General features: G+C 72.6%; 11 protein-coding genes. 9 read left to right on the top strand and 2 right to left on the bottom strand.

The window, feature by feature from the left end:
* Nucleotides 1–68: 68 nt before the first annotated feature.
* A complete protein-coding gene (locus ACIBG8_RS08490) occupies nt 69–380 on the bottom strand; it encodes a DUF1330 domain-containing protein (protein ID WP_397341953.1) in 312 nt (103 codons plus the stop codon).
* A gap of 91 nt (nt 381–471) precedes the next feature.
* Between ACIBG8_RS08490 and ACIBG8_RS08485 the strand changes: the two genes are divergently transcribed.
* From ACIBG8_RS08485 to ACIBG8_RS08465, 5 genes are all read left to right on the top strand, one after another.
* A complete protein-coding gene (locus ACIBG8_RS08485; RefSeq protein ID WP_397341952.1) occupies nt 472–936 on the top strand; it encodes a MarR family winged helix-turn-helix transcriptional regulator in 465 nt (154 codons plus the stop codon).
* A gap of 31 nt (nt 937–967) precedes the next feature.
* Nucleotides 968–1,744, top strand: coding sequence for a hypothetical protein (locus ACIBG8_RS08480; protein WP_397341951.1), 777 nt, complete (start codon nt 968–970; stop codon nt 1,742–1,744).
* An 81-nt stretch (nt 1,745–1,825) separates the two neighbouring features.
* Complete coding sequence (gene lanL / locus ACIBG8_RS08475; protein ID WP_397341949.1) at nt 1,826–4,543, top strand: class IV lanthionine synthetase LanL; 2,718 nt, start codon at nt 1,826–1,828, stop codon at nt 4,541–4,543.
* A gap of 6 nt (nt 4,544–4,549) precedes the next feature.
* Nucleotides 4,550–4,684 (top strand): hypothetical protein, encoded by a 135-nt coding sequence (locus ACIBG8_RS08470; protein WP_397341948.1) that lies wholly within the window; start codon nt 4,550–4,552, stop codon nt 4,682–4,684.
* Nucleotides 4,685–4,755: 71 nt separating this feature from the next.
* Nucleotides 4,756–5,784 (top strand): radical SAM protein, encoded by a 1,029-nt coding sequence (locus ACIBG8_RS08465; protein ID WP_397341947.1) that lies wholly within the window; start codon nt 4,756–4,758, stop codon nt 5,782–5,784.
* On the opposite strand, the gene ACIBG8_RS08460 is transcribed toward ACIBG8_RS08465, so the two are convergent.
* Entirely contained in the window at nt 5,751–6,467 is a 717-nt protein-coding gene (locus tag ACIBG8_RS08460; RefSeq protein WP_397341946.1) for an SDR family oxidoreductase, read from the bottom strand. The two genes, ACIBG8_RS08465 and ACIBG8_RS08460, sit on opposite strands and share 34 nt — an antisense overlap.
* A 69-nt stretch (nt 6,468–6,536) precedes the next feature.
* Here ACIBG8_RS08460 and ACIBG8_RS08455 point away from each other — a divergent pair, with 69 nt between their 5' ends.
* From ACIBG8_RS08455 to ACIBG8_RS08440, 4 genes are all read left to right on the top strand, one after another.
* Nucleotides 6,537–7,394 (top strand): LysR family transcriptional regulator, encoded by an 858-nt coding sequence (locus ACIBG8_RS08455; protein ID WP_397341945.1) that lies wholly within the window; start codon nt 6,537–6,539, stop codon nt 7,392–7,394.
* A 131-nt stretch (nt 7,395–7,525) separates the two neighbouring features.
* Entirely contained in the window at nt 7,526–15,376 is a 7,851-nt protein-coding gene (locus tag ACIBG8_RS08450; RefSeq protein WP_397341944.1) for an amino acid adenylation domain-containing protein, read from the top strand.
* Between the two features lie 14 nt (nt 15,377–15,390).
* Nucleotides 15,391–22,113, top strand: a complete 6,723-nt coding sequence (locus tag ACIBG8_RS08445; protein ID WP_397341943.1) for an amino acid adenylation domain-containing protein — start codon at nt 15,391–15,393, stop codon at nt 22,111–22,113.
* 1 nt (nt 22,114) lies between these two features.
* Nucleotides 22,115–23,110: a hypothetical protein gene (locus tag ACIBG8_RS08440; protein WP_397341942.1), complete on the top strand. Its 996-nt coding sequence runs from the start codon at nt 22,115–22,117 to the stop codon at nt 23,108–23,110.
* The last annotated feature ends 2 nt before the right edge of the window (nt 23,111–23,112 follow it).

The raw sequence follows: 23,112 nt of genomic DNA, 5'->3' as shown, positions 1-23,112 counted from the left end.
TGTTCGCGGGTGGATCGGGGGTGATGCTGTTGCCGCCGCCTCGCCCGTGAGGCGGATGGCGTCCAGGCTCAGTCGGCGAGGAGGTCGGAGGGCGCGGTCTCGAAGAACACGGCGTTGGCGCTGGAGCCGGACTGGCGCAGTGCCTTGAGGTCCTGGTATTCGGGCGAGTCGTACCAGCCGTGTGCCGCGGCCAGGCTGGCGAACTCGATGAGGACGGGGTAGGTCAGCACGGCCTCGCCTTCGGCCACGTCGACCCGGCCTCCGACGGCGAGGTAGCGGCCGCCGTGCCTCTCCACGATCGGCCGCACGCGCGCGGCGTACTCGGCCAGCTTGGCGGGATCCGTGACCTCGATGTTGTCGAAAAGGGCGTAGGCGACCATGGGGGTCTCTCTTTCGTGGCGTAAGATAGTCCCGTTCGGGACAATCCCGAAGATACTAACGATCGGGACAATCCCGCAAGCGAGTACATTTATGGATGAGCTGTTCGGTGACCCGCGCTGGGACGCCTACGGAATGCTTCGCGAGGCCTACCTGGCCGTGACCAGCAACATCGACGCTGAGGTCAGCCCGGGAGGCGACTTCGAGGCCTCGATCTCGGACCTGCTGTTCAGGCTGGCGAGGACGCCCGGCCACGCCCTGCGCGCGGTGGACATCACCCGAGCCCTGGCGACCAGCACCACGCGGACGACCCGGCTGCTGGACGTGGCGGTCGAGCGCGGGCTCGTCGGCCGGACGTCGCATCCCAACGACCGGCGGGCCACTCTCGTCTCGCTGACCCCCGACGGGCTGGCGGAGGCCCGCAGGCGCGGCGCCCTGGGGCTGGACTCGGCCCAGCGCCACATCCACGACGTGCTGACGGCCGAGGACGTGGCGGCGATGGTGCAGATCCTGCGCAAGGTCCGCGACGCCAACCAACGCCCGGCCGCCCACGGCTGAACCACTCGCTGGACCTGGCCGTCTCAGGATCATGAGGTCTGGTTGGGCGATCGCCCTGGTGCTGGTGCTCGCGGCGTGCAGTGGCACCGGGGTCGAGCGGGAGGGCCGTGTGACTGCGCCGAGCCCGGAGCAGACAGTCCGTCCATCCCCTGGGCGAGTCTCCAAGGCGACCTCGGGGCGTCCGGTCGCTCAGTGGCTTCGGGCGGGCGGCTTGGCGGCGCACAACCTTGCCGCTTCCAGCCCTCCCAGCCTGGTGGTGTACGCCGACGGCCGGGCCATCGCCGACGCCGCGCACGAACTGCGCCTCCCACCCCCCGAGGTAAAGGCCCTGCTCAAAGCGTTGGAGCACGACCTGGCAGGGCAACCAGAGACGGCTTCGCCCCGACCCGGCACGCCCGTGGTGTATGACGCGCCCACCACGGTCCTCGGCTTCGACGGCGGCGGTGGGATGGAGGAGGTGGCCGTGCCGTATCTGGAGGCAGGTGGCTACGACGCCGTGCTCGTCGACGCCCGCGACCGTCTCGCCCGCCTGGCAGGCCGTGTCATCGACGAGGGGCATGACTACGCCGCCGACCGCCTGCAACTTTCCGTCTCGTACAGGGGCGCCGGGCAGGCCGTCGAGCTGTGGCCGGACGATGCTCTCCTGCCTCCCGGGACGCAAGCCGGCTCGGGAGCGAAGACCTACAAGGGCGACAAGGCGCTCGCCATCGTCCGCCTGATACCGCGTGCGGGGATCTGGCACTTCTACCGCACCTCGTCCGGCAAGCAGATCGCACTCTCCTGGCGCTACCTGCTCCCTCACGAGTAGGAACGGGATGGAACGGGTTGGAACGCATTACCTCTGTGCGCGGCGTCCGCCGCGAGTGAACCTTGCATGGAGGTCGTCCGCATGGAGAGCCCAACGCCCGACCCGGCCGACAGCCTGCTGGCCGACGTCGCCGACAGCGTCCTGCGGCGGCACGGGGCCTCCGGCTGGACGTCGGCCAGGTCCGGGTTCTGGCACCGCATGGAGCCGCCGGACGGCAAGCGCCGCGAGCAGGGCTGGAAGCTGCACGTGTCGGCGACCCCGCTGTCGTCGCCGGTGGTGCTGGCGCGCGCCGCCGAGGTGCTGGTGCGCCGGGGCTGTCCCTTCAAGTTCGCCGCAGGACTGAAGGAAGTGATCTTGCTGGCGAGCCGCAACTACGACCGCGGCGGCGCGGGGAAGTTCATCACCGCCTACCCGAGCGGGGACGAGGAGTTCGCGATCCTGGCCGAGGCGCTGCACGAAGCCACGCTGGGCCTGCCAGGGCCGAAGATCCTTTCGGATCGGCCGTGGCGGCCGGGGAGCCTGGTGCACTACCGGTATGGCGCCTTCACCGGCGTGCCGTACCTCAGCAATGACGGCGCCCTCGAAGCGGGACTGCGCGCGCCGGACGGGACCGTGGTCACCGATCATCGGCAGGCCTGGTTCTCGCCGCCCGCGTGGGCCGGGGAGGCGCCGGTCGAGCAGCGGGACAGCGCGCCGCCGCCCGACGCCAAGGTCCTGCTGAACGACCGGTTCGTCGTCACCCGGGCGCTCAAGCACAGCAACAAGGGCGGCGTCTACCAGGCCACCGACCAGGTCACCGGGGACGAGGTCATCATCAAGGAGGCCCGCGCCCACGTCGGCGGCGCGCTGACCGACACCGACGCGAGGGACGCGCTGCGCGGCGAGGCGGCCGTGCTGGACGCACTGGCCCCGCTCGGGTTGACGCCCCGAAGGATCGACCTCTTCTCGCAGGGGGACAACCTGTTCCTGGCTGAGGAGTTCCTGCCGGGGATGTCGCTCCGCGTCTGGGTCAGTGACCGCCTGGGCCAGGTGAACCACGGGCAGGACGACGCCCACACGCTGGGACTGGACGCCACCACGGCAGCGGAGCTCGCGGGCAAGGTGATCGAGCTGGTGTCGGCGGTGCACGAGCGCGGCTTCGTGTTGCGGGATCTGTCGCACAACAACCTGATGGTCGTCCCGGACGGCACGCTGCGCCTGATCGACCTGGAGGCGGTCGCGGAGCCCGGCCACCTGGTCATCCGCGCCTACACGCCGGGGTACGGCGCGCCGGAGGTGGTCTTCGCCCCCGACGTGGGGGCGGCGCCCGAGCGCACCGCTGACCTGTTCTCGCTGGGCGCGATCGTGCTCTTCCTGATCACCGGGATCGAACCCGATCTCATCCAGGACCTGCCCCGGGCCGACGCGCGCGGCACCCATGAGCGGCTCATGCTGCTGGTGGACACGGTCGGCCGGTCCCATCCCGCGTTGCGGCGGTTCGCCCCGCTGGTGTCCGGCCTGACGGCCGACGAGCCGGAGCGGCGCTGGTCCCTGGAGCGCGCACGGCGGTTCGTGACCGACCTCCCAGCGGAGGACATGGGAACGTCCAGCGACCGGATCACCTCGCAGGCGCGCGATCGCCTGCTCGGCGACGGCCTGGCCCACCTGGTCGCCACCAGGGCGAAGAAGGACCAGCCGCGGCTGTGGCATCCCGGGCCGATCCCCGACGACAGCGACCCGCTGAACGTGCAGTGCGGCGCGGCGGGCGTGCTCGCCGTCATGGTCAGAGCCGCCCAGACGGACCCCGACCTGGACGAGGCGATCCGCGAAACGGCGCGATGGATCGACACGCGGCTGCGCGCGGTGCCCAAGCTCCTGCCCGGACTGTATTTCGGCCGCGCGGGCACGGCCTGGGCGCTGCACGACGCGGCGACCCACCTGAGTGACGGGCCCATGGCGGAACGAGCCGTGGCGCTGGCCCGCGACCTGCCCGCCACCTGGCCCAACCCCGACGTCTGCCACGGGGCCGCTGGCGCGGGCCTGACCACCCTGCACCTGTGGCAGGCCACCGGCGACCCGACGCTGGCCAAGCAGACGCTCGCCTACGCCGACGCGCTGGTCGCCTCGGTGCAGCGACGACGAGAGGGGATCTTCTGGCGGATCCCCCAGGATTTCGACTCCGGACTGGCCGGGGTGGCGCATTACGGCTTCGCCCACGGGATCGCCGGAATCGGGACGTTCCTGCTGCTGGCCGGTACCAGTTTGGACCGTTCCGATTACGTGGAGCTCGCCGTCGAGGCAGGCGACGCGCTGGCCAACGCGGCGATCCTGGAGCGGGGCCGCGCCTGGTGGCCCAGCGGCGAGCGGCCCGAGGGCCGGGAGCGGCTCACCAACTGGTGCAGCGGCTCCTCCGGCGTCGGCACGTTCCTGGTACGGCTCGGCCTGGCCACACACGAGCCCCGCCACCTGGAGCTGGCCCGGCAGGCGGCGGCAGCCGTACGGCAGGACCGCTGGTTCTCCCTGCCCGTGGCCTGCCACGGCCTGGCGGGCAACGCCGAGTTCCTCCTGGATCTGGCCGACGCGACGGGCGATGCCCGCTATGTCGGCTGGGCCGAGGAGCTGGCCGCCGCCATCCACGCCCGCCACGCGATCCACGACGGCCGGATGGTCGCCCCCGACCAGTCCCACCAGGGCGTCTCCGCCGGGTACAACACCGGCCTGGCGGGGATCGTCGGCATGCTGCTCCGGCTGCGCCACGGCGGCCCACGCCTGTGGCTCCCCAGCACCCCCCATCCGACGCCGATCGCAGAAAGGAGGTGAACCTTCATGACGGCCAACATCGACGTCCTGCAGACCCTTGCCTCGGGCACCCGTGAGCACGGTCGCTGGCCGCAGACCCCGACCTGCACGGTGAGCTGCACGACCAGCTGCATGCCGCTGACCTGCGACTCGACCTTCTGAGTCGTGACGAGGAGCTCGGGCGGTCCGCCTCACGACCGCCCGAGCCCCTACGAGAAACCCTGGAGAGAGACATGAGCGACCTGCCGGACGGAGTGATCTGGGATGTCACCTACGCCTGCCCCCTGCGCTGCGTTCACTGCTATTCCGAGTCCGGCAGGCGCCCTTCCCGGCGGTTGAGCGACGCGGACATGGTGCGGGTGGCCGACCGCATCGTGGCGATGCGCCCGCAGGGCGTCGCCATCGCCGGTGGCGAACCCCTGCTGATCAGGAACATCGTCGAGGTCATCGGCCGCATGGCGGACGCCGGGCTGGACGTCGCCCTCTACACCAGCGGCTGGCCGATGACCGCCGAGCTGGCGAGCCGCCTGGGAGAGGTGTGCGGACGGATAGTCGTGAGCGTGGACGGCGCGACGCCCGAGACCCACGACCGGATCCGCGCCAGGAAAGGGGCGTTCGCGCACGCGATGCGAGCGCTGCGGCTGCTGGACGACGTCAGCCCCGAGAACGGGACCCCGTTCGGGATCGACTGCGTGCTCCTGCAGAGCAACTTCGCCGAGATGGAGGAGCTCTGCCAGGTCATCGCCCCGCAGTTCCCCTCCTTGGGGTTCGTCGCCTTCGGCGCTGCCGTCCCCGGCGGGCTGGCCAACCAGCCCGGATTCGACGAGCGCGAACTGCTCACGGAGGACCAGATCAAGCTGCTGAACGATCCCGCGCACGCCCGCCGGCTGCGCGCGCTGGCCCCGGAATCCGTCGCGGTCACCACCACCGACAACCGCATCCTGCAGATGCACCCCCAGCTCATCGCGAACGGCATGGTCCTCAACGCCCTCCAGCTCGAACCGGACGGCGAAGCGCGGGCGATGCCCATTTACGAGGGCACCGTGGGCAACATCCTGGATGAGCCGCCCGAGGTGCTCTGGGGGCGGGCGCGAGCCCGCTGGAGCGACCCCTTCGTGGTGGAGGCGCTGTCGCCCGCTCTGACCATGCGGCAGTGGGCGGAGGCGGCCCGGCGCATCGACTACCACTTCGGTTCGGACGCGGTGCGGGCGAGAATCGACCGCCGCAACTACCAGGGGACCGGGCCGTCGTCGTTGAAGTAGCCGCCGGTGGGACCGTCGGCGTCGAGGGTGGCCAGGTGTACGGCTATCGCGGCGCCCTGAGCCGCGCTGCGGAATCCGCGGTGGCCGTTCAGGTCCGTCGCGCAGTAACCGGGATCTGCGGCGTTGACCAGGATGCCGGTCTTGGCCAGCTCCTTGGCGTACTGCAGGGTGAGCGCGTTGAGCGCGGTCTTCGACGGGACGTAGGCGGCCGACGCGGGCAGTTCCGCCAGCTGGCCGTCGGGGTCGCTCATCATGGCCAGCGAGCCGACGCCGCTGGAGAGGTTGACGATGCGCGCGGCGGGGGAGCGGGAGAGCAACGGCAGCATGGCGTTGGTCACGGTGATCACGCTGAACACGTTGGTCTCGAACACGGCACGGACCTCGTCCAGGTCCGCGCTGGACGGGAGCTGGCCCCAGCCGCCGGCGATCCCGGCGTTGTTCACCAGCACGTCCAGCCGGCCGTACCGGCTCTCGACGAACGCGGCGGCCGCCGCGACCGACTTCGGGTCGGTCACGTCGATCGTCACCGGCTCGACGCCGAGAGCCTTCGCGGCGTCCGCGCCGCGCTGCGGGTCCCGGGAGCCGAGCAGGACGGTCATCCCCAGCGCGGTCAGCTGGGCGACGATCTCGTACCCGATGCCCTTGTTCGCCCCGGTGACCAGGGCTGTCTTCTTCTCGGTCATGATCCAAGCTCACCACTGCTCCGGCGGAACCACCAGGATCGGTTCGGTCAGCAGCGATACCCTAGGGGTATGGATGCGCTGGAGACGCGGGAGCTGGCCTACTTCGTCATGGTCGCCGAGGAGCTGCATTTCGGGCGGGCGGCAGAACGGCTGGGCATCGCGCAGCCGCCGCTGTCGCGCGCGATCAAGCAGATCGAGCAGCGGCTCGGCGTGACGCTGCTCGAACGCAGCAGCCGGAAGGTGACGTTGACCAGCGCGGGCGCGGTGCTGCTGCACGAGGGGCGCAAGGCTCTGGACGCCGTGGCCGCGGCCGGTCGGCGGGCTCAGCGCGCCGGTCAGCAGGAGCCGCGGCTGGTGGTCGTGCTGAAGCCCGGCGGTGACAGTGGACTGCTCGGCGAGATCCTCTCTGCCTACGCTGAGGAGCCGGACTCGGTGCCGGTGGAGGTGCTCGTGTGCGGGATCGGCGAGCAGGCGGGCATCCTTCGCGACGGCCGGGCCGATGTGGGCATCCTGCAGCGCCCCTATGACGATCTTTCCGGTTTCGACACGGAGGAGCTGCGCGCCGAGGGTGCTGTCGCCGTGCTGCCGGTGGGTCACCGGCTGGCGGGCGAGCGTGATCTGATCATGGCCGATCTGGCGGGGGAGCCGTTGCCGCGCTGGCCGGGGATGTCGGCCGAGGACGCCGCCGGGCCGCTGGTGCGGGACAGCGGGCAGCTCCTGCAGCTCATCGCGTTGGGACAGGCCGTCGCCGTGATGCCGGACTCCGTCCGGCGGCATCTCACCGACGATCTGGTGGCGGTGCCGGTGCTCGACGGGCCGGTCACCACCATCCTGGTCGCCTGGCCGGAACGTTCCCGGTCCCGGGCGGTGGCGGCGTTCGTCCGGGCGGCCACCTCGGAGCGTGCCTTGCTGGCCGCCGTGCGGTAGGGACGTTCCGGGCGCTCACGAAGATCGATAACGAGGTAATAGGTCGGCTGCCTATTGTCCTGGTCAGTGGGGTCGTGACCGAAACGATCGATCCGTGAACGAGCCGTCGCCTCGCGCCCGGGGAGAGCCCTTTGACCCTTACCGAGTTGTTCGCCGAGCAGGTCGCGCGCAGCCCTGAGGCGATCGCCGTCGTCGACGGGGAGCGGCGGCTGACCTTCGCTGAGCTCGATCGGCTCACCGGCGAGGTGGCCGGGCGGCTCGCGCGGCGAGGGGTCAGGCCCGAGGTGCTGGTGGGGCTGTACGTCGAGCGCGGGGCCGACATGGTCGTCGGGGTGCTGGGCATCCTGAAGGCCGGTGGCGCCTATGTGCCGCTGGATCCCGCGTATCCGCGTGACCGGCTGGAGCTGATGGCGGCCGACTCCGGTGTCTCCCTCGTGCTCGCCCGGTCGCCCCTTGCTTCTGGTCTTCCGGAGCCGGTGTTTCTCGATCCGGGCCCCGAGCCCGGTGGTCAGGTTGCCGGGCCGCTGCCGGGGTCGGCTGCCTACCTGATGTACACCTCGGGGTCGACGGGCGTGCCCAAGGGGGTCGTGGTCGAGCACCGGGGGCTGCTCAGCGTGTTCGAGGCCTGGGAGGGTCTCTACGGGCTGCGTCGCGAGAAGTTGCGTTTCGTGTCGACGACCAGTCTCTCGGTGGATCTCTTTCTCGCCGACCTGCTGCGGTCGGTGTTCGCGGGCGGGACGATCGTCATCGCGCCTCAGGACACCGTCACGGACCCTGCGCGGCTGCTGGACCTTCTGGAGTCGGAACGTGCCGACGCCGTTGAGCTGGTGCCGAGCATGGCCAAGGCGCTGGGCAGGGAGGCCGCGAAGCGTGGGCGGTTGCTGCCTCCGTTGAAGCTGCTGTCCGTCGGCTCGGAGGGCTGGCTCGCCGAGGACTGCGGGGAACTGCTGGACCTCCTCTCGCCCGGCACCACGGTCGTCAACGCCTACGGGGCCACGGAGACCACCGTGGACTCCTGCCTCTTCTTCCCGGCCCGTCAGGACGTGGGGGACAGCCCTCTGGTCCCGATCGGGCGGCCCGTTCCCGGCACTACCGCTCATGTCCTGGATGTACGGCTGCGCCCGGTGGCGGACGGGGAGACCGGGGAGTTGTGGATCGGCGGGCCCGGCGTCGCGCGTGGGTATCACGGGCGGCCGGGGGAGACGGCGCTGCGGTTCGTGGCCGACCCGTGGGGTGTGGGCGGGCGCATGTATGGGACCGGTGACCTGGCGCGCCGGCGGCCGGACGGGGTTCTGGAGTTCCTCGGCCGGAGTGACGAGCAGGTGAAGGTCCGCGGGTTCCGGATCGAGCCGGGGGAGATCGAGAACACGCTGGTGCGTCACCCGGATGTCGCCGCGGCGGCCGTGGTCGTGCGTGGTGGCGGGGTGCTGGGGCCTCGGCGGCTCGTCGGCTTCCTGGCGCCTGCCGTGGGCGACCCTGAGGAGCTGCTGGCGTTCCTTCGCTCGCAGTTGCCGGAGCACCTGGTGCCTGCCTCTCTGGTCCTGCTGGATGAGCTGCCGCTGCTGCCGAACGGCAAGGTCGACCGGCACGCCCTCCCCGACGTGCCGTCCCACGGCGCCTCGCCCCGTGACCCTCGGGAACGGGCGCTGGCCGCGCTCTGGGCAGAGGTGCTCGGTGTGGCACACGTTGGCGTGCACGAGGACTTCTTCGCCCTCGGCGGCGACTCGGTGCACGCCACCCAGCTCGTCGGGAGGATCCGCGCCGCCCTGGCCGTCGACGTCCCGGTACGCGCCCTTTTCACTCACCGCACGGTCGCCGCACTCGCCCGGGTGCTGACCGGCTATCCGGCAACCGTCGGACCTTCAGCCCCCACCGTGGAGCACAAGGACATGCGGACGGGGCCGCTCGCGCCCGTCCAGCAGCGGCTGTGGTTCCTGCACTGCTACGCCCCCGGCCCCGACTACAACGTCGGCTGCGCCGTACGCCTCGAAGGCCTTTTGGACCCCGAGGCGCTGGACCGCGCCCTCACCCGGCTCGTGGCCCGCCACGAAACGCTCCGCACCACGTTCGCCGCCGACGCGACGGGCAGAGGCACGCGAACAGTGCACCCGCCGGGCCCGATCGCGGCGGACCTGACCGACCTCACCGGAATGCCCGAACAGGCGCTGCGGGAGCTGCTGCGAGAGGACCTGCTGCACCCCTTCGACCTCTCCAGTGGACCGCTCCTCCGCCCCCGCCTCATCCGCCTGGACCGGACCCACCACGTCCTCTCCTTGACCGCCCACCACCTGGTCACCGATGACTGGTCCTACGAGATCCTCCTCGCCGACCTGGGCGCGTACTACGGCGAAGAGGCCGCCGACCTGCCCGCCCTGCCGACGACGTACACCGACTACGGCGACAGGAGTCGCGAACGCCTCGAAGGCGGCACAGCGGACGCCCAGCTGGCCTACTGGAAGCAGCGGCTCGACGGCGCGCCCCCGCTGGAACTCCCCACCGACCGCGCCAGAACCCCGAACACCGGCACCGACGGCGCCCGCATCAGGCACCGGATCCACCCCCAGGTGACCGCCAGACTGCGCACCCTCGCCAACGAGCACGGCGCCACCCTGTTCCACGCCCTCATGACCGCCTGCCAGATCCTCTTCGCCCGCCACAGCGGCCAGTCCGACATCGTCTCGGGAACGGTCAGCGCCGGAAGGGAGGACCCGGAGCTCGACCAGCTCATCGGCTTCTTCGTCAACACCCTGGCCCTCCGCACCCAGGTGACCGGCGACAGGCCCTTCACCGACCTGCTCGCCGACGTCCGCGACGCCATGCTCGACGCGGCAGAAAACGCCGAGCTCCCCTTCGACCGCGTCGTCGAAGCGCTGGCCCCCCAACGTGGGGGAGACCGTACCCCGCTGATCGACACCCTCGTCGTCATGCGCAACGCCCCCTCCCGCGCCCGCCGCTTCGGCGCCCTCCACGTCAGCGACGTGGACGCCGCCCCGGAGCGCGCCGTCTTCGCGCTGACCGTGGAGTTCCAGGAGAGCGGCGACGGCCTGACCGTCGACCTCCTCTACAACACGGCCCTGTTCGACCGCGCGACCATCCAGGCGATGGCCGACGGGTTCGAGACGCTGCTCACCGGCATCACCGACGATCCGGCGCGCACCCCGGCCCGCCTGCCCCTGCTCACCGATGAGAAGCAGCACCGGCTGAGGGCCGCCTGGACTTCCCCGCTGGAGCGTACGGACGACTCCTGCGTACACGACCTCTTCCACGAACAGGTCCTGGAGGGCCCCGACCGCGTCGCCGTCGTGTGCGGGGACCGGCAGCTCACCTACGCCCAGCTCGACACCGAGGCCAACCGGCTCGCCCACCACCTCGCCGAGCGCGGCGTCGGCCCCGACGTCATCGTGGCGCTCTGCCTCGACCGCGACCCCGACCTCCTCGTCGCCGCGCTCGCCGTGCTGAAGGCGGGCGGCGCCTTCCTGCCCCTGGACCCAGCGCAGCCCGCGAGCCGCCTCGCCGACATCGTGGCGGACAGCGGCGCTCAGCTGGTGGTCGCCGGAGAACGGCACCTGCCGCGGCTCCCCGGCACCGTCACCACCGTGGTGTGCCCGGACGTGGCCGCCTACCCCTCCACCCCGCCCGGGCATCGAGCACACCCCGCAAACCTGGCGTACGTGGTGTACACGTCGGGCTCCACGGGACGCCCCAAGGGCGTGCTCGTGCCGCACGCCGGGGTCGGCAACCTGGCCGACGACAGCCGGACCACCCTGGGGCTGCGGCCGGGCGCCAGGATGCTCCAGCACCTGCCGTTCGCCTTCGACGGCGGCATCTGGCAGGCGTTGATGCCGCTGCTGACCGGCGCGACCGTCTGCATGAGCCTGCCGGAGGAGTACGAGGACCCCGCGCTGCTGGCCGAGCGGATCCGGCGGGACGCCGTCACCGTGCTGATGCTTCCCCCGGCGCTGCTCGCGACCCTGGACCCGGCGTCCCTGCCCGCGCTGGAGCTCGCCTGCGCCGCCGCCGACGTGTGCTCGGTGGACACCGCCAGGCAGTGGCGTGCGGTCCATCCGTTCGCCAACCTGTACGGCCCGACCGAGACGACCATGTGCGCGACCGCCCACCTCGTGGAGACCGGCGAGGACCGCGTCGTTCCCATCGGCAGGCCCGTGCGCGGGGTACGGCACTACGTGCTGGACCGGACCCTGAACCTCGTCCCGCCGGGCGTGACGGGCGAGCTGTACCTGTCCGGTGCCGGGCTCGCCCGGGGTTACCGGGGCAGCCCGTCCGGCACCGCCGTACGGTTCGTCGCCGACCCCTGGGGGGAGCCGGGCGATCGGATGTACCGGACCGGCGACCTGGTGCGGTGTCGCGCCGACGGCGTGCTGGAGTTCCTCGGGAGGGGCGACGACCAGGTCAAGGTCCGTGGCTACCGGGTGGAGACCGGCGAGGTGGCCGCGGCCCTCGCCACCCATCCCGACCTCGCCGAGGTGGTGGTGACCGCCGCTGCCGGGGCCGGTCGGCTGGTCGCCCACGTGGTTCCCACAGCGGGGCGGACACCCACGGCCACCGAGCTGCGCGGGCACCTGGAAACGCTGGTGCCCGCCTACATGATCCCCTCGGCGTTCGAGGTGCTCGACGCCATCCCGCTGACCGCGCACGGCAAGGTCGACCTGCGTGCCCTGCCCGAGCCGCAGGGCGGGCGGAACGTCGCGACCGCGTACGCCGCGCCGTCCACCCCTGAGGAGAAGACGCTCGTCGCGGTGTGGGCGCAGGTGCTCGGCGTCCGGGAGGTCGGCGTCGACGACGACTTCTTCGACCTGGGTGGCGACTCTCTCACCAGCGTCCGGCTGGTCGCCGGGGCACGCGCCGCGGGTCTCGCCCTGACGCCGAAGGACGTCTTCACCCGGCCGACCGTCCGCGCCCTCGCGCAGGCGGCGATCCCGCAGGACATCGCCGGTCCAGCGCCCTTGCCGTCAGGTGAGGACCCGGATCTCTATCCCCTCACTCCGCTCCAGAGCGGCCTGCTCTACCACGCCCTGACCGCCGGCGGCGCGCCGGACGTCTACGCCCGGCTGATCGACGTCACGATCAGTGGCGTCACTGACCCGCAGCTCCTGATGCGGGCCTGGCAGTTCGTCGTGGACCGCACTCCGGCGCTGCGCAGCACCGTGGAGAACGACGAGATGCAGCGCGTACATCCGCGTTTCACCCTCCAGGACGGGGAGGCGCACGACCTCGACCCACGCGAGGAAGTGCCCCTGAGGCTCACCGTGATCCGGACGGCAGACGACGAGGTGCGGCTGCTGTGGACCTGCCACCACCTCTTCCTGGACGGCTGGAGCATCACCGAGGTCCTGCGCGACGTGCTCGCCGCCCACACGGCCCTGGCGGCAGGACGCATCCCCGACCTGCCCGCCCGTACCCCCTTCAGCCACTATGTGCACTGGCTCGCAGCCCAGGACCTGGGCCCCGCCCGCGCCTACTGGAGCCGGGCCCTGGCCGGATTCCCCGCCCCCACACCGCTGCCCTACGTCGGCACCCCCGCACGCAGGCTGGGACCCGACGAGGTGCACCTGGAACGGCTGGACCAGAGCGCGCTCCAGAACTTCGCCAGCAGCAGCGGGCTCACCCTCAACACCGTGATCCAGGCCGCCTGGGCGCTCCTGCTGGCGCGGCACAGCGGAAACGACGACGTCCTCTTCGGCTCCACGGTGGCGCACCGCGGCCCGGAGCCGCAGGGCGTGGAGTCCGTCATCGGCCTGCTGGTCAACACCCTGCCCGTACGGATCAGGGTCGACGGGGCGGCCTCGGTGAAGGACTGGCTGCGCCGGGTCCAGGCGGAGCAGGCGGAGGCCAGGCAGCACGACATCCACCCGCTGCACGAACAACGCGCCCACACCGAGGTCCCACCCGGCGCCCCGCTCTTCGACACCGCGGTCTCCTTCGACAACCTGCCGGTCGACCCCACCACGCTGGCCGACGGCAACGCGAGGGTCACCGCGCTGGACACCGCCAACGCCACCAACTACCCGCTGACCCTCCACGTCCGCACCGAGTCCACCCTGGTGCTGGAGGTCCGCTGCGACAGCGAACTGTTCGACGAGGGTACGGCGGGGCGGCTCGCGGGGCAGTTACGCGCGCTGCTGGCGCAGCTCTCCGCGCCCGGCGATCGGCGGGTCGCCGAGCTGGCCCTGCCCGCCGAGGAACGTTCCCCGGCTGACCCGGCACCCCCCGCGCGATGCGCGCACGACCTGTTCGCCGAGCAGGCCGCGCGAACCCCCGAGGCGCCCGCCCTGCGCGAGGGCTCGCAGGTCATGACCTATGCCGAACTGGACCGCAGGGCCAACCAGCTCGCCCACCACCTGCGTGAGCACGGCGTGGGCCCGGACCTGCCGGTCGGCCTGGCCATGCCGAGGGGCATCCGCCACACGATCGCCCTGCTGGCGATCTTCAAGGCGGGCGGCGCGCACCTGCCGCTCGACCTCTCCCACCCAGGCGAACGGCTCAGCGCCATGCTGAAGGACACCGGCGCGACCCTCCTCCTCACCGACGGGGCGACGCGGGCCGACTGGTGCCCGCCGGAAGTAGCGGTCCTGCACGTCGACGGCCTCCCGGCCTATCCGGAGACGCCGCCGCAGGTCCAGGTGCTGCCCGACCACCTCGCCCTCGTCATCTACACCTCGGGGTCCACTGGCCGTCCCAAGGGGGTCGCGGTCACCCACCGCGGGATCACCGGCATGCTCGCGGGAGCCGCCCGCTCCGCTCCCGTCGGCCCGGGGGACCGGGTGCTCCAGTTCGCCGCCGCCGGTTTCGACGGCGCCTTCTGGGAGACGGCCATGGCCCTCTTCACCGGGGCAGCGCTGGTGCTCGCCCCCACCGAGGACCTCCTCGTGGGGCCACCCCTGGCCCGCACCCTCGCCGAGCACCGGGTGACGCACGCGACGCTTCCGTCCGCCGCGCTGGCCGTGCTGCCTCCCGGCAGCCTTCCGCCCGGAATGACGCTCTTCGCCGTGGGGGAGGCGTGCAGGCGTGAGGTCGCCGCCCGCTGGGCTCCGGACCGCGCGATGTTCAACGGGTACGGCCTGACCGAGACGACCGTCGCCGCCACGATCAGCGCCCCGCTGGACGGCGCCGGCGAACCGGAGATCGGCGAACCCATCCCCGGCACCGGCGCGTGGGTGCTCGACGAGCGGCTGCGGGCCGTTCCCGACGGGGTGACGGGCGAGCTGTACATCAGCGGACAGGGGCTCGCACGCGGGTACGTCGGCCGGGCGGCGCTGACCGCCGAGCGGTTCGTGGCCTGCCCCTACGGGCCGCCCGGAGCCCGCATGTACCGGACGGGGGACCTGGCGCGCCGCCTGCCCGGCGGCGGGCTGGTCTTCCGCGGAAGGGCGGACGACCAGGTCAAGGTACGGGGGTTCCGGGTCGAACCCGGCGAGGTCGAGAGGGAGCTGACCCGCCACCCGGAGGTGGCCCAGGCCGCCGTCGTGGCGGTCGGTGAGGCGCAGACGCGCAGGCTGGTGGCCCACGTCGTGCCCGTGGCTGGCAGCACACCGAGCGTCCGCGAGCTTCGGGAGCACCTGGCGCGCAGGCTGCCGCCGTACCTGGTGCCCGACGTCGTCAGGTTGCACCGGGCTCTGCCGTACACCGTCAACGGCAAGGTCGACCGGCGCGCCCTGGAGACGCGGGTCGTCGGCGAGGCCCCGCCCGCCCGGCACCGCGCGGCACGGGACGAGGCGGAACGGACCGTGGCCAAGGTGTGGGCGGGGTTGCTGGAACGCGGGGCCGACGGCATCGGCGTGCAGGAGAAGTTCTTCGAGGCGGGCGGCACCTCCCTGACGCTGATGCAACTCGCCCAGCGGCTCACCGCGCTCGCCGACGCGCCCGTGCCGGTGGCCGCGCTGCTGGAGCACTCCACCGTCGAGGCCATGGCCAAGCTGCTGAAACAGACCGGCTCCGACCACGAAGGCGACTACGCACTGTGAGGCGAGGAAACGACATGAACCGGGACGCGGTGGCGATCATCGGAGCGGCCTTCTCCCTTCCTGGCGCCGACGACCTGGACACCCTGCACGACGGGCTGGCTGCCGGACGCACCAGCGTCGGCGAACCGGCCGACGGGCGGGTCCGCCACGCGGGCGGCGACGCCGGCACCGCCTACGCGGCGGGCGGTTACCTCGACAGGATCGACCTCTTCGACCACCGGTTCTTCGGCATCTCCCGCCGCGAGGCCGAGCTGATGGACCCGCACCAGCGGCTCACCCTCCAGCTGGTCCACCGGGCGGTGGAGAACGCCGGGTACGCGACCCGCTCGCTGCGGGGGACGCGCACGGCGGTCGTGCTCAGCGCGCCCCGCCCCGAGTACGCCACCCTGTTCCACGAGGACGACCCGCAGCAGATCCTCGGGACCCTGCCCGCCGGGACCGCCGCCCGCGTCGCCTACCTGCTGGACCTGACGGGCCCGGTGCTCGCCGTGGACACCGCGTGCAGCGGCAGCCTGGCCGCCCTCGCCGACGCGGTCGGTCACCTCAGGGAGGGGCGGGCTGACCTCGCGATCGCGGGCGGGCTCAGCGTGCAGGCGCTGCTCATGCCAGCCGCCCGGCACGACCCGCTGCCCGGCATCGAATCCCCGAGCGGCGTGTGCCGCCCCTTCGACGCCGGGGCCGACGGCACCGTGGGCGGTGAGGGCGGCGGCTTCGTCCTGCTCAAACCGCTCGCCGACGCGCTCGCCGACGGCGACCACGTCCACGCGGTGGTGCGCGGCGTCGCCGTCAACCACAACGGCTACCGGGCGACCGCGCTCAGCGCCCCCAGCCAGGACGCCCAGAGCGACCTGCTCACCGCCGCCTGGCTGGACGCGGGCCTGACCGTGTCCGACGCCGGATACATCGAGTGCCACGGTTCAGGCACGCCGCTGGGCGACCAGGTGGAGGTGGGCGCGCTGCGCCGGGCGCTGGAGGGCGCGGGCTGGAACGGTGACCCGGTGCTGATCGGCGGCGCCAAGGGCAACGTGGGACATCTCGACCACGCCTCGGGCATGGCGGGCCTGTTCAGGGTCCTTGCCGGGGTACGGCACGCCACGCTCTACCCGACCGCCGGGTTCCGCACCCCGCACCCGTCCCTCACCCCAGAGGGGCCGGTGAGGGTGTCCGGCAGCAGCCAGCCGTGGCCGCCGGGCCCGCGCCGCGCCGGGGTCAGCTCCTTCGGCCTGACCGGGACCAACGTGCACGTCGTGGTGGAGGAGCCGCCCCGGCCCCTGCCACGCCCGGACCGCGCCCGCCCGGACACCGAGGTGGTCACCCTCTCGGCCGCCTCCCCTGAGGCGTACCTCAGGTACGCGCGGAGCCTCGAAGACTTCCTGAAAACCACGGACGACGACCTCGCCACCGTCGCCCACGCGCTCAACCGGGGGCGCGACGACCACCCGTGGCGGCGGGCCTTCACGGTGGGCGACCTCGCGGAACTGGCCGACGCGCTGCGGGACACGAAGGCCCCCGAGCAGCCGGTCCCGGACCGGGCACCACCCCTCGTCCTGCTGTTCTCCGGCGACGGAGACGGCGACGGCGACGGCGACGACGCGCAGGGCCTGCTGCGGCGTCACCTGGCGCTGTACGAGCTGGTCCGCTCGCGGGGGCTGGACACCGGCAGGCTGGTGGGCTCGGGACCGGGCAACCTCGCCGTCAAGGTCATCCGGGGACAACTCTCGGAAGAGGACGCCCTGCGCGAAGCGGCCAACCTGACACGCACCGGAGACGTCGACGACGCCGGGCTCCGCCGCGCGGTACGGGACTTCGAGCGGGACGGCGCCCTCCTCCTGGAGCTCGGCACCGGCGGCGTCCTGTCCCGCCGGATCAGCGAGCTCGCCCCGGACCTCACCGTGCTCACCCTTCAAAGCGACGTCCTGGCCCGGCTCTACGAGCAGGGCGCGGCCATCAATTGGGACCGCCACTACGAGGGCGCGGGAATCCCCCGCATCGAGCTCCCCACGTACCCCTTCGAGCCGGACTCCTCCTGGTACCAGCCACCCCAGCACACCACACCCAGGCCCACGGCACTGGACGACGAGGAGATCCAGAAGGCCGTCGCCGACCTCTGGTCCCGCATACTCAAAGCCCCCGACCTCACCCCGGACTCCGACTACTTCGCCCTCGGCGGCAGCTCCATCGCGGGCATCACCTTCATCCGCGAGTCCGAGAGCCACTTCGGCGTACGGACCACCTTCGCCGACCTCTACGCCCACCGAACGGTGCGGGAGATGGCCGGACTCATCGCCGCCCGCCGGGCAGAGGGCGCGACCACGCCCGCGGAAGGAAGGATCGCGCGGCTGCCGGAAGGAGCCAGGATCCCGCTCTCCTACAACCAGGAGCAGCTCTGGTACCTCGACCGGCTGGCCCCGCCGGGGCCGCTCTACAACATCCCCGGCGACCTGCGCCACCGCGGCGCACTCGACCACGACGCGCTCCGGGCAGCCCTGCACGACGTGGTGGAACGCCACGACGTGCTGCGCACCCGCGTCCTGGACGACATGGGCCGCCCCTACGTGCTGTTCGACGCCCCGCCCCCCGCGCTCACCGTCGTCGACCTGCGCGGGTCGGCAGACCCTGAGGCGGAGGCACGCAGGCTCGCCCACGACGAGGCCGTCGCCCCCTTCGACCTGTCGTCCGGCCCGCTCATCCGCACGATCCTGCTGCGGGTGGCCGACGACGAGCACATCCTGCTCTGCACGTGGCACCACATCGTGTTCGACGGCTGGTCGCCCACCACGTTCTTCCGCGACCTCGGCGCCTGCTACACCGCCCGGGTGACCGGACGGCCCGCCGTACTGCCTGAACTGACCTGCGGTTACGGCGACTACGCCGCCTGGCAGCGGGAGGTGCTGACCGGTGAGCGGCTGGAGGCGGGGCTGCGGTTCTGGCGCGAGGAACTGGCTGACCTGCCGACCGCCGAGCTGCCGCTGGACCGGCCGCGTCCCGCTGTCGAGTCCCACGCGGGCAGCCTGGTGCAGTTCGCCCTCTCCACGGAGCACGCCCTGGCGGTCCGCGAGTTCAGCAGGCAGGAGGGCGTCACCCCCTTCGTCACGCTGCTGTCCGTCGTGGACGCGCTGCTACACCTGTGGGCGGGGCAGGAGGACGTGGTGGTCGGCGGCGCCACCTCGGGCCGCTCCCACCCGGACACCCACGAGCTGATCGGCTACTTCAACAACGCCCTGCCCTTCCGCACCCGCGTCGAGAGGGGACTGACCTTCCGCGAGCTGGTGCGGCGCTGCGCGCGGACGGTGGCCGGGGTGCTGGACCACGAGGAGATCCCGTTCGGGAAGATCGTCGCGGACCTGGGCGGCCGCCGGGACCCGGCACGGCACCCGGTGTTCACGGTCTCCTACATCCATCAGAACACCGCCGGGCACTTCAGCGCTCCGGCCTCGCTCGACCTGGCTCCCGCCGGCGGCACGATCGGCGGCGTCGCCCCGGGCACCGCGAAGGTCGACCTCACCATCGGGATGAACGACGAGCCGGACAGCCCGATGAACGGGTATCTGGAGTACGCCGTCGACCTGTTCGACCTCTCGACGGCGGAGCAGCTCGTCGCGTTCTTCCAGGACCTCGTCGGCGCGGCGATGGCCACTCCCGATCGTCGGCTGGCCGAACTCGATGCCAAGGCGCCGGGCGCACGAACCAGCGTGCTGCGCGGCCAGGAGCGGCCGGTCGCGGCGCTGCCCGCGCACCGGGCCGTGGAACGGTGGGCCGCCCAGCAGCCCGACCGGCCCGCCGTGGTCGACCCCGAGGCGGGCCGCACCCTCTCCTACGGAGAGCTGGACTCCCGGGCGGACAACCTCGCGCGGCGGCTGGTCGCCGCGGGCGTCACTCCGGGCACCCCCGTTCCCGTCGTCGCCGGGCGCGGCCCGGACCTCGTGACCGGATGGCTCGGCGTACTCAAGGCGGGCGGGGCCTTCACGCCGATCGACCCGAAACTGCCCGACGCCCGCGTGGACGGGCTGCTGGCCGGGCTCGGCCGCCCGCTCACCGTCCTGGGCGACGGACAACGGCCCCCGGCCGGAACCGAGGTGATCCCCGTCGCGGGCAGCCACCTTCGCGACGTCGTCCTCCCGCCGGACCCGCTGCCCGACGCCCTCGCCTACATCGCGCACACCTCGGGAACCACCGGCAGGCCGCAGGGCTGCGAGATCACCCACGCCGCCCTCGACAACCTGCTCGCCTGGTACGCGGCGACCACGGACCTCGGCCCGCAGGACCGCGTCGCCCAGGTCCTCGCCCCCGGACTCGACGCCGCCGTCCTGGAGACGCTCTCGGCGCTGACCCGGGGCGCCGTCCTGCACGTCCTGCACGACGCCGCGCGCCCGCCCGCCGACCTGCTGCGCTGGATGGCGCGGGAGCAGATCACCGTGACCTCCCTGGCGGCCCCCCTCGGCGAGATGGTGCTGGCCGACCTCCCTGACGTGCCCGGCCTGCGGCTCCGGGTGCTGGGCATCGGGGGTGATCGGCTGCGGGTACGGCCTCCGGCACACGCGCCCTTCCGGACTATCAACATGTACGGCCCGTCGGAGTGCGCCGTCGTCTCCACCTGGGCGGAAGTGGCCCCCGGCCCTGCGGACACCCTGCCCGGCATCGGCCGCCCCGTGGACAACTGCTCCGCCTACGTCCTTCGCCCCGACGGCACACCCTGCGCGCCAGGCGAGCGGGGCGAGCTGTACATCGGCGGGGTGGCCGTCGGCCGCGGCTACCACGGGCTCCCCGGCGTCACCGCCACCCGCTTCGTCGCCGACCCGTTCTCCGAACGCCCTGGAGCCCGGATGTACAGGACCGGAGACCTCGCCACGCTCGGCTCGGACGGTGACCTCGCCTTCGAAGGCCGCGGCGACCAGCAACTGGAGATCCGCGGCAACCGCGTCGAACCCGCCGAGATCGAGCGCGTCCTGCTCGAACACCCCGGCGTGCGCGAGGCCGCGATCCTGCCCGACACCGGCCCGCGCGGCGCCGTCCGCATGGCCGGGCACGTCGCAGGAGAACGGCTCGCCCCCGACGCGATCCGCGAATGGCTGGCGGAACGGCTGCCCGCGCACATGGTCCCCACCCGGATCGTCATCCACGACCGGCTGCCCCAGACGCCCAACGCGAAGACCGACCGGAAAAGGATGACGGACATGGCACCTCGGACGGCAGACGGCACCTCCGACCCCGAGCGGACGCTCGCCCTGATCTGGGCCGACCTGCTGGGCCGCGAGACGGTGAACCCCGGCGACGACTTCTTCGCGATCGGCGGGGACTCCCTGCTGAGCGTCGCGGTCGCGGCACGGGCCGAGAGCGCGGGCCTGTCGATCACCCCGCAGGACGTCCTCGAACGGCCCACCCTGCGTGCCCTCGCCGCCGGAGCGCTGCCCACGCCCGCGGACTCCCCGCCCACGACGCCGATCCCGCTGACCCCCCTCATGTACGGCATGCTGAACCACGCCCAGGAGGACGCCAGGGACTTCGTCGTGGCGGAGGTCCTGGAGCTCGCCGCAGGAGTGCGGAGCGACGCGGTACGGCACGCGGTCGCCACCCTCCTCGACCTCCACGAACCGCTCCGCTACCGGCTGCGGCGCAACTCCGCAGGGTGGCGGATCGACGTGGGCACCGCCCGCCCGGACGACGTCCTGGACGTCACGGTGCTGCCCGCCATGGGCGAGAGCGCGGAACTCGCGGTGCTGGCGGGCGACAGGGACGAGCTGCTGAAGGACATCGACCCCGGCAGGGGCGCGATGCTGCGGATGCGCTTCTATGACAGGGGTCCCGCCCGCACCGCCCTGCTCACCATGATCGTCCACCACTTCGCCTACGACCACACCTCGGCCGTCCCGCTGCTGGAGGACTTCAACGCCGCGCTGCGCGACTCCGCGCCAGACCCCCGCCAGGACCCCGCGGCCCGCACCGCCTGGAGCCGGTGGAGCAGGCACCTGACCGCGATGGCCGCCAGCGACGAACTCGCCGCGGAGGCCGGGTACTGGGCCGCCGTCCTGGAGGGCGGCCAGTCAGCGGGCGGGCTGCCCACCGGCCTCGAACCGTCGAGCGTTCCCGGAGCCCCGGAAGTGCTGCGCCGCGTGGTGCCCGCCGACCGCGTCGCCAAGGCGCTCGCCACCAGCGGTACGGCCGGCCGTACCGCTGCGACCGCCGCGGTCGCCTGTGCCTGGAGCCGGTGGACGGGACGGGCAGACGCCTACCTCATGCTGGTCGGCGAGGCCACCCACAACGCCTTCCGCCCGTCAGGCAGGTCCCGGTCGATCGGCTGGTTCACCAACTCCTACCCCGCAGTGGTCCCGGTCGCGGACGGGCAGCGGGCCGACGACGCCCTCGGGCCGGTCACCGACGCCCTGGCCGCCGTGCCCAACGACGGGGTCGGCTACGGCATCCTGCGCCAGCTCAGCGCCGACACCCCGGCTACCGCGCGGATCCGCGCGCTCCCCGAGCCCGCCGTCATGGTCGAGCACACCGCGACCGGGGGAGAGGCGATCCGGGTAGGCGGCGGCGCCGCCTGGATCCGGTCCGTGCCGCTCATGGTCGAGCACCGCTCGCTGGTCGCCTGGTTCCCGGTCGCGGTGAACTCCATGCTGAGCGACGGCGAGCTGGTCATCCACCTCGTGCACGACGGTCAGCTTCCCGGCGACCGCATGGAGGAACTCGCCGACCACCTCGCCGACGCCTTCGCCGAGCTCGCCGGGGACCGCTGACATGGCCGCACCCCTGGCCGTCCTCGCCGCGGCCTGGCACCTGCCAGAACGGTCCACGCCCCTCTCCGAGATCCCCGCCCTCACCCCGCAGGAGCGGGAGACCATGAACGGCCTGGGCATCGAGCGGGTCCTGGCCGACGACGCCCTCGGCGACCACGACCTGGCGGCCGCAGCCGCCCGTCAGGTCCTGGCCGACGCGGCGCTTCGGCCCGAGGACGTCGACGCCCTGATCCTGGTGGAGTCGCGAGCCCCGCAGGACCTGCTGACCTCGGAGGCGACCCGGCTCCAGGACGCGCTCGGCCTGCAAGATGCCCTCACCTTCTCGGTGGGCGGCCTGGGCTGCGCCTCCCTGACCCCCGCGCTCCTGACCGCGCGCGGGCTGCTCGCCGCCGACCCAGCGCTGCGCCACGTGCTGGTGGCCCACGGCAGCAAACCGGCGACCCCGGGCCGCTACCGCCACCCGGTCACCCTGAACGGCGACAGCGGCCAGGCGCTCGTCCTCGCCCGCACCGGACCCGTCCGGGTGCTCGACCTGCTCCAGGAGACGAACGGGTCCTACTGGGACCTGTTCCGCGTCGACTTCCGCGACCGGCCGGTGGCCGAGTGGCGCGAGGAGTGCCGCGACACCGCCGCCTACTCCTTCCGCCTCGCCGTGGAGTCGCGCAACAGGCTGCGCGGCCTGCTCGAACGCCTCATGGAACGCAGCGGGATGCGGGCGGGCGACCTGGCCGGGCTGGCCGTACAGAACCTGTCCGCAGGCGGTCACGCGTTCGTGCAGGACGCGCTGGGGGTGGAACTCCTGCCGTCCTGTACGGAGAACCTGCGGCGCTACGGGCATCTGGGCTCCAACGACTCGCTGTTGAACCTCTACACCGCGCGGGAGGACAAGCATCTGGCCGACGGAGACCGCGTCGTCGTGGTCAGTACGAGCCCGGTCGCGGCGTGGAGCATGCTGCTCGCCGAAATCGGCGACGGGCAAACCGCACACCTTCTCTGAGG

Origin of the sequence: Nonomuraea sp. NPDC050556 (assembly GCF_044457355.1) — a bacterium.
GTDB lineage: Bacteria > Actinomycetota > Actinomycetes > Streptosporangiales > Streptosporangiaceae > Nonomuraea.
This window is presented reverse-complemented; position numbering and strand designations above follow the sequence as displayed.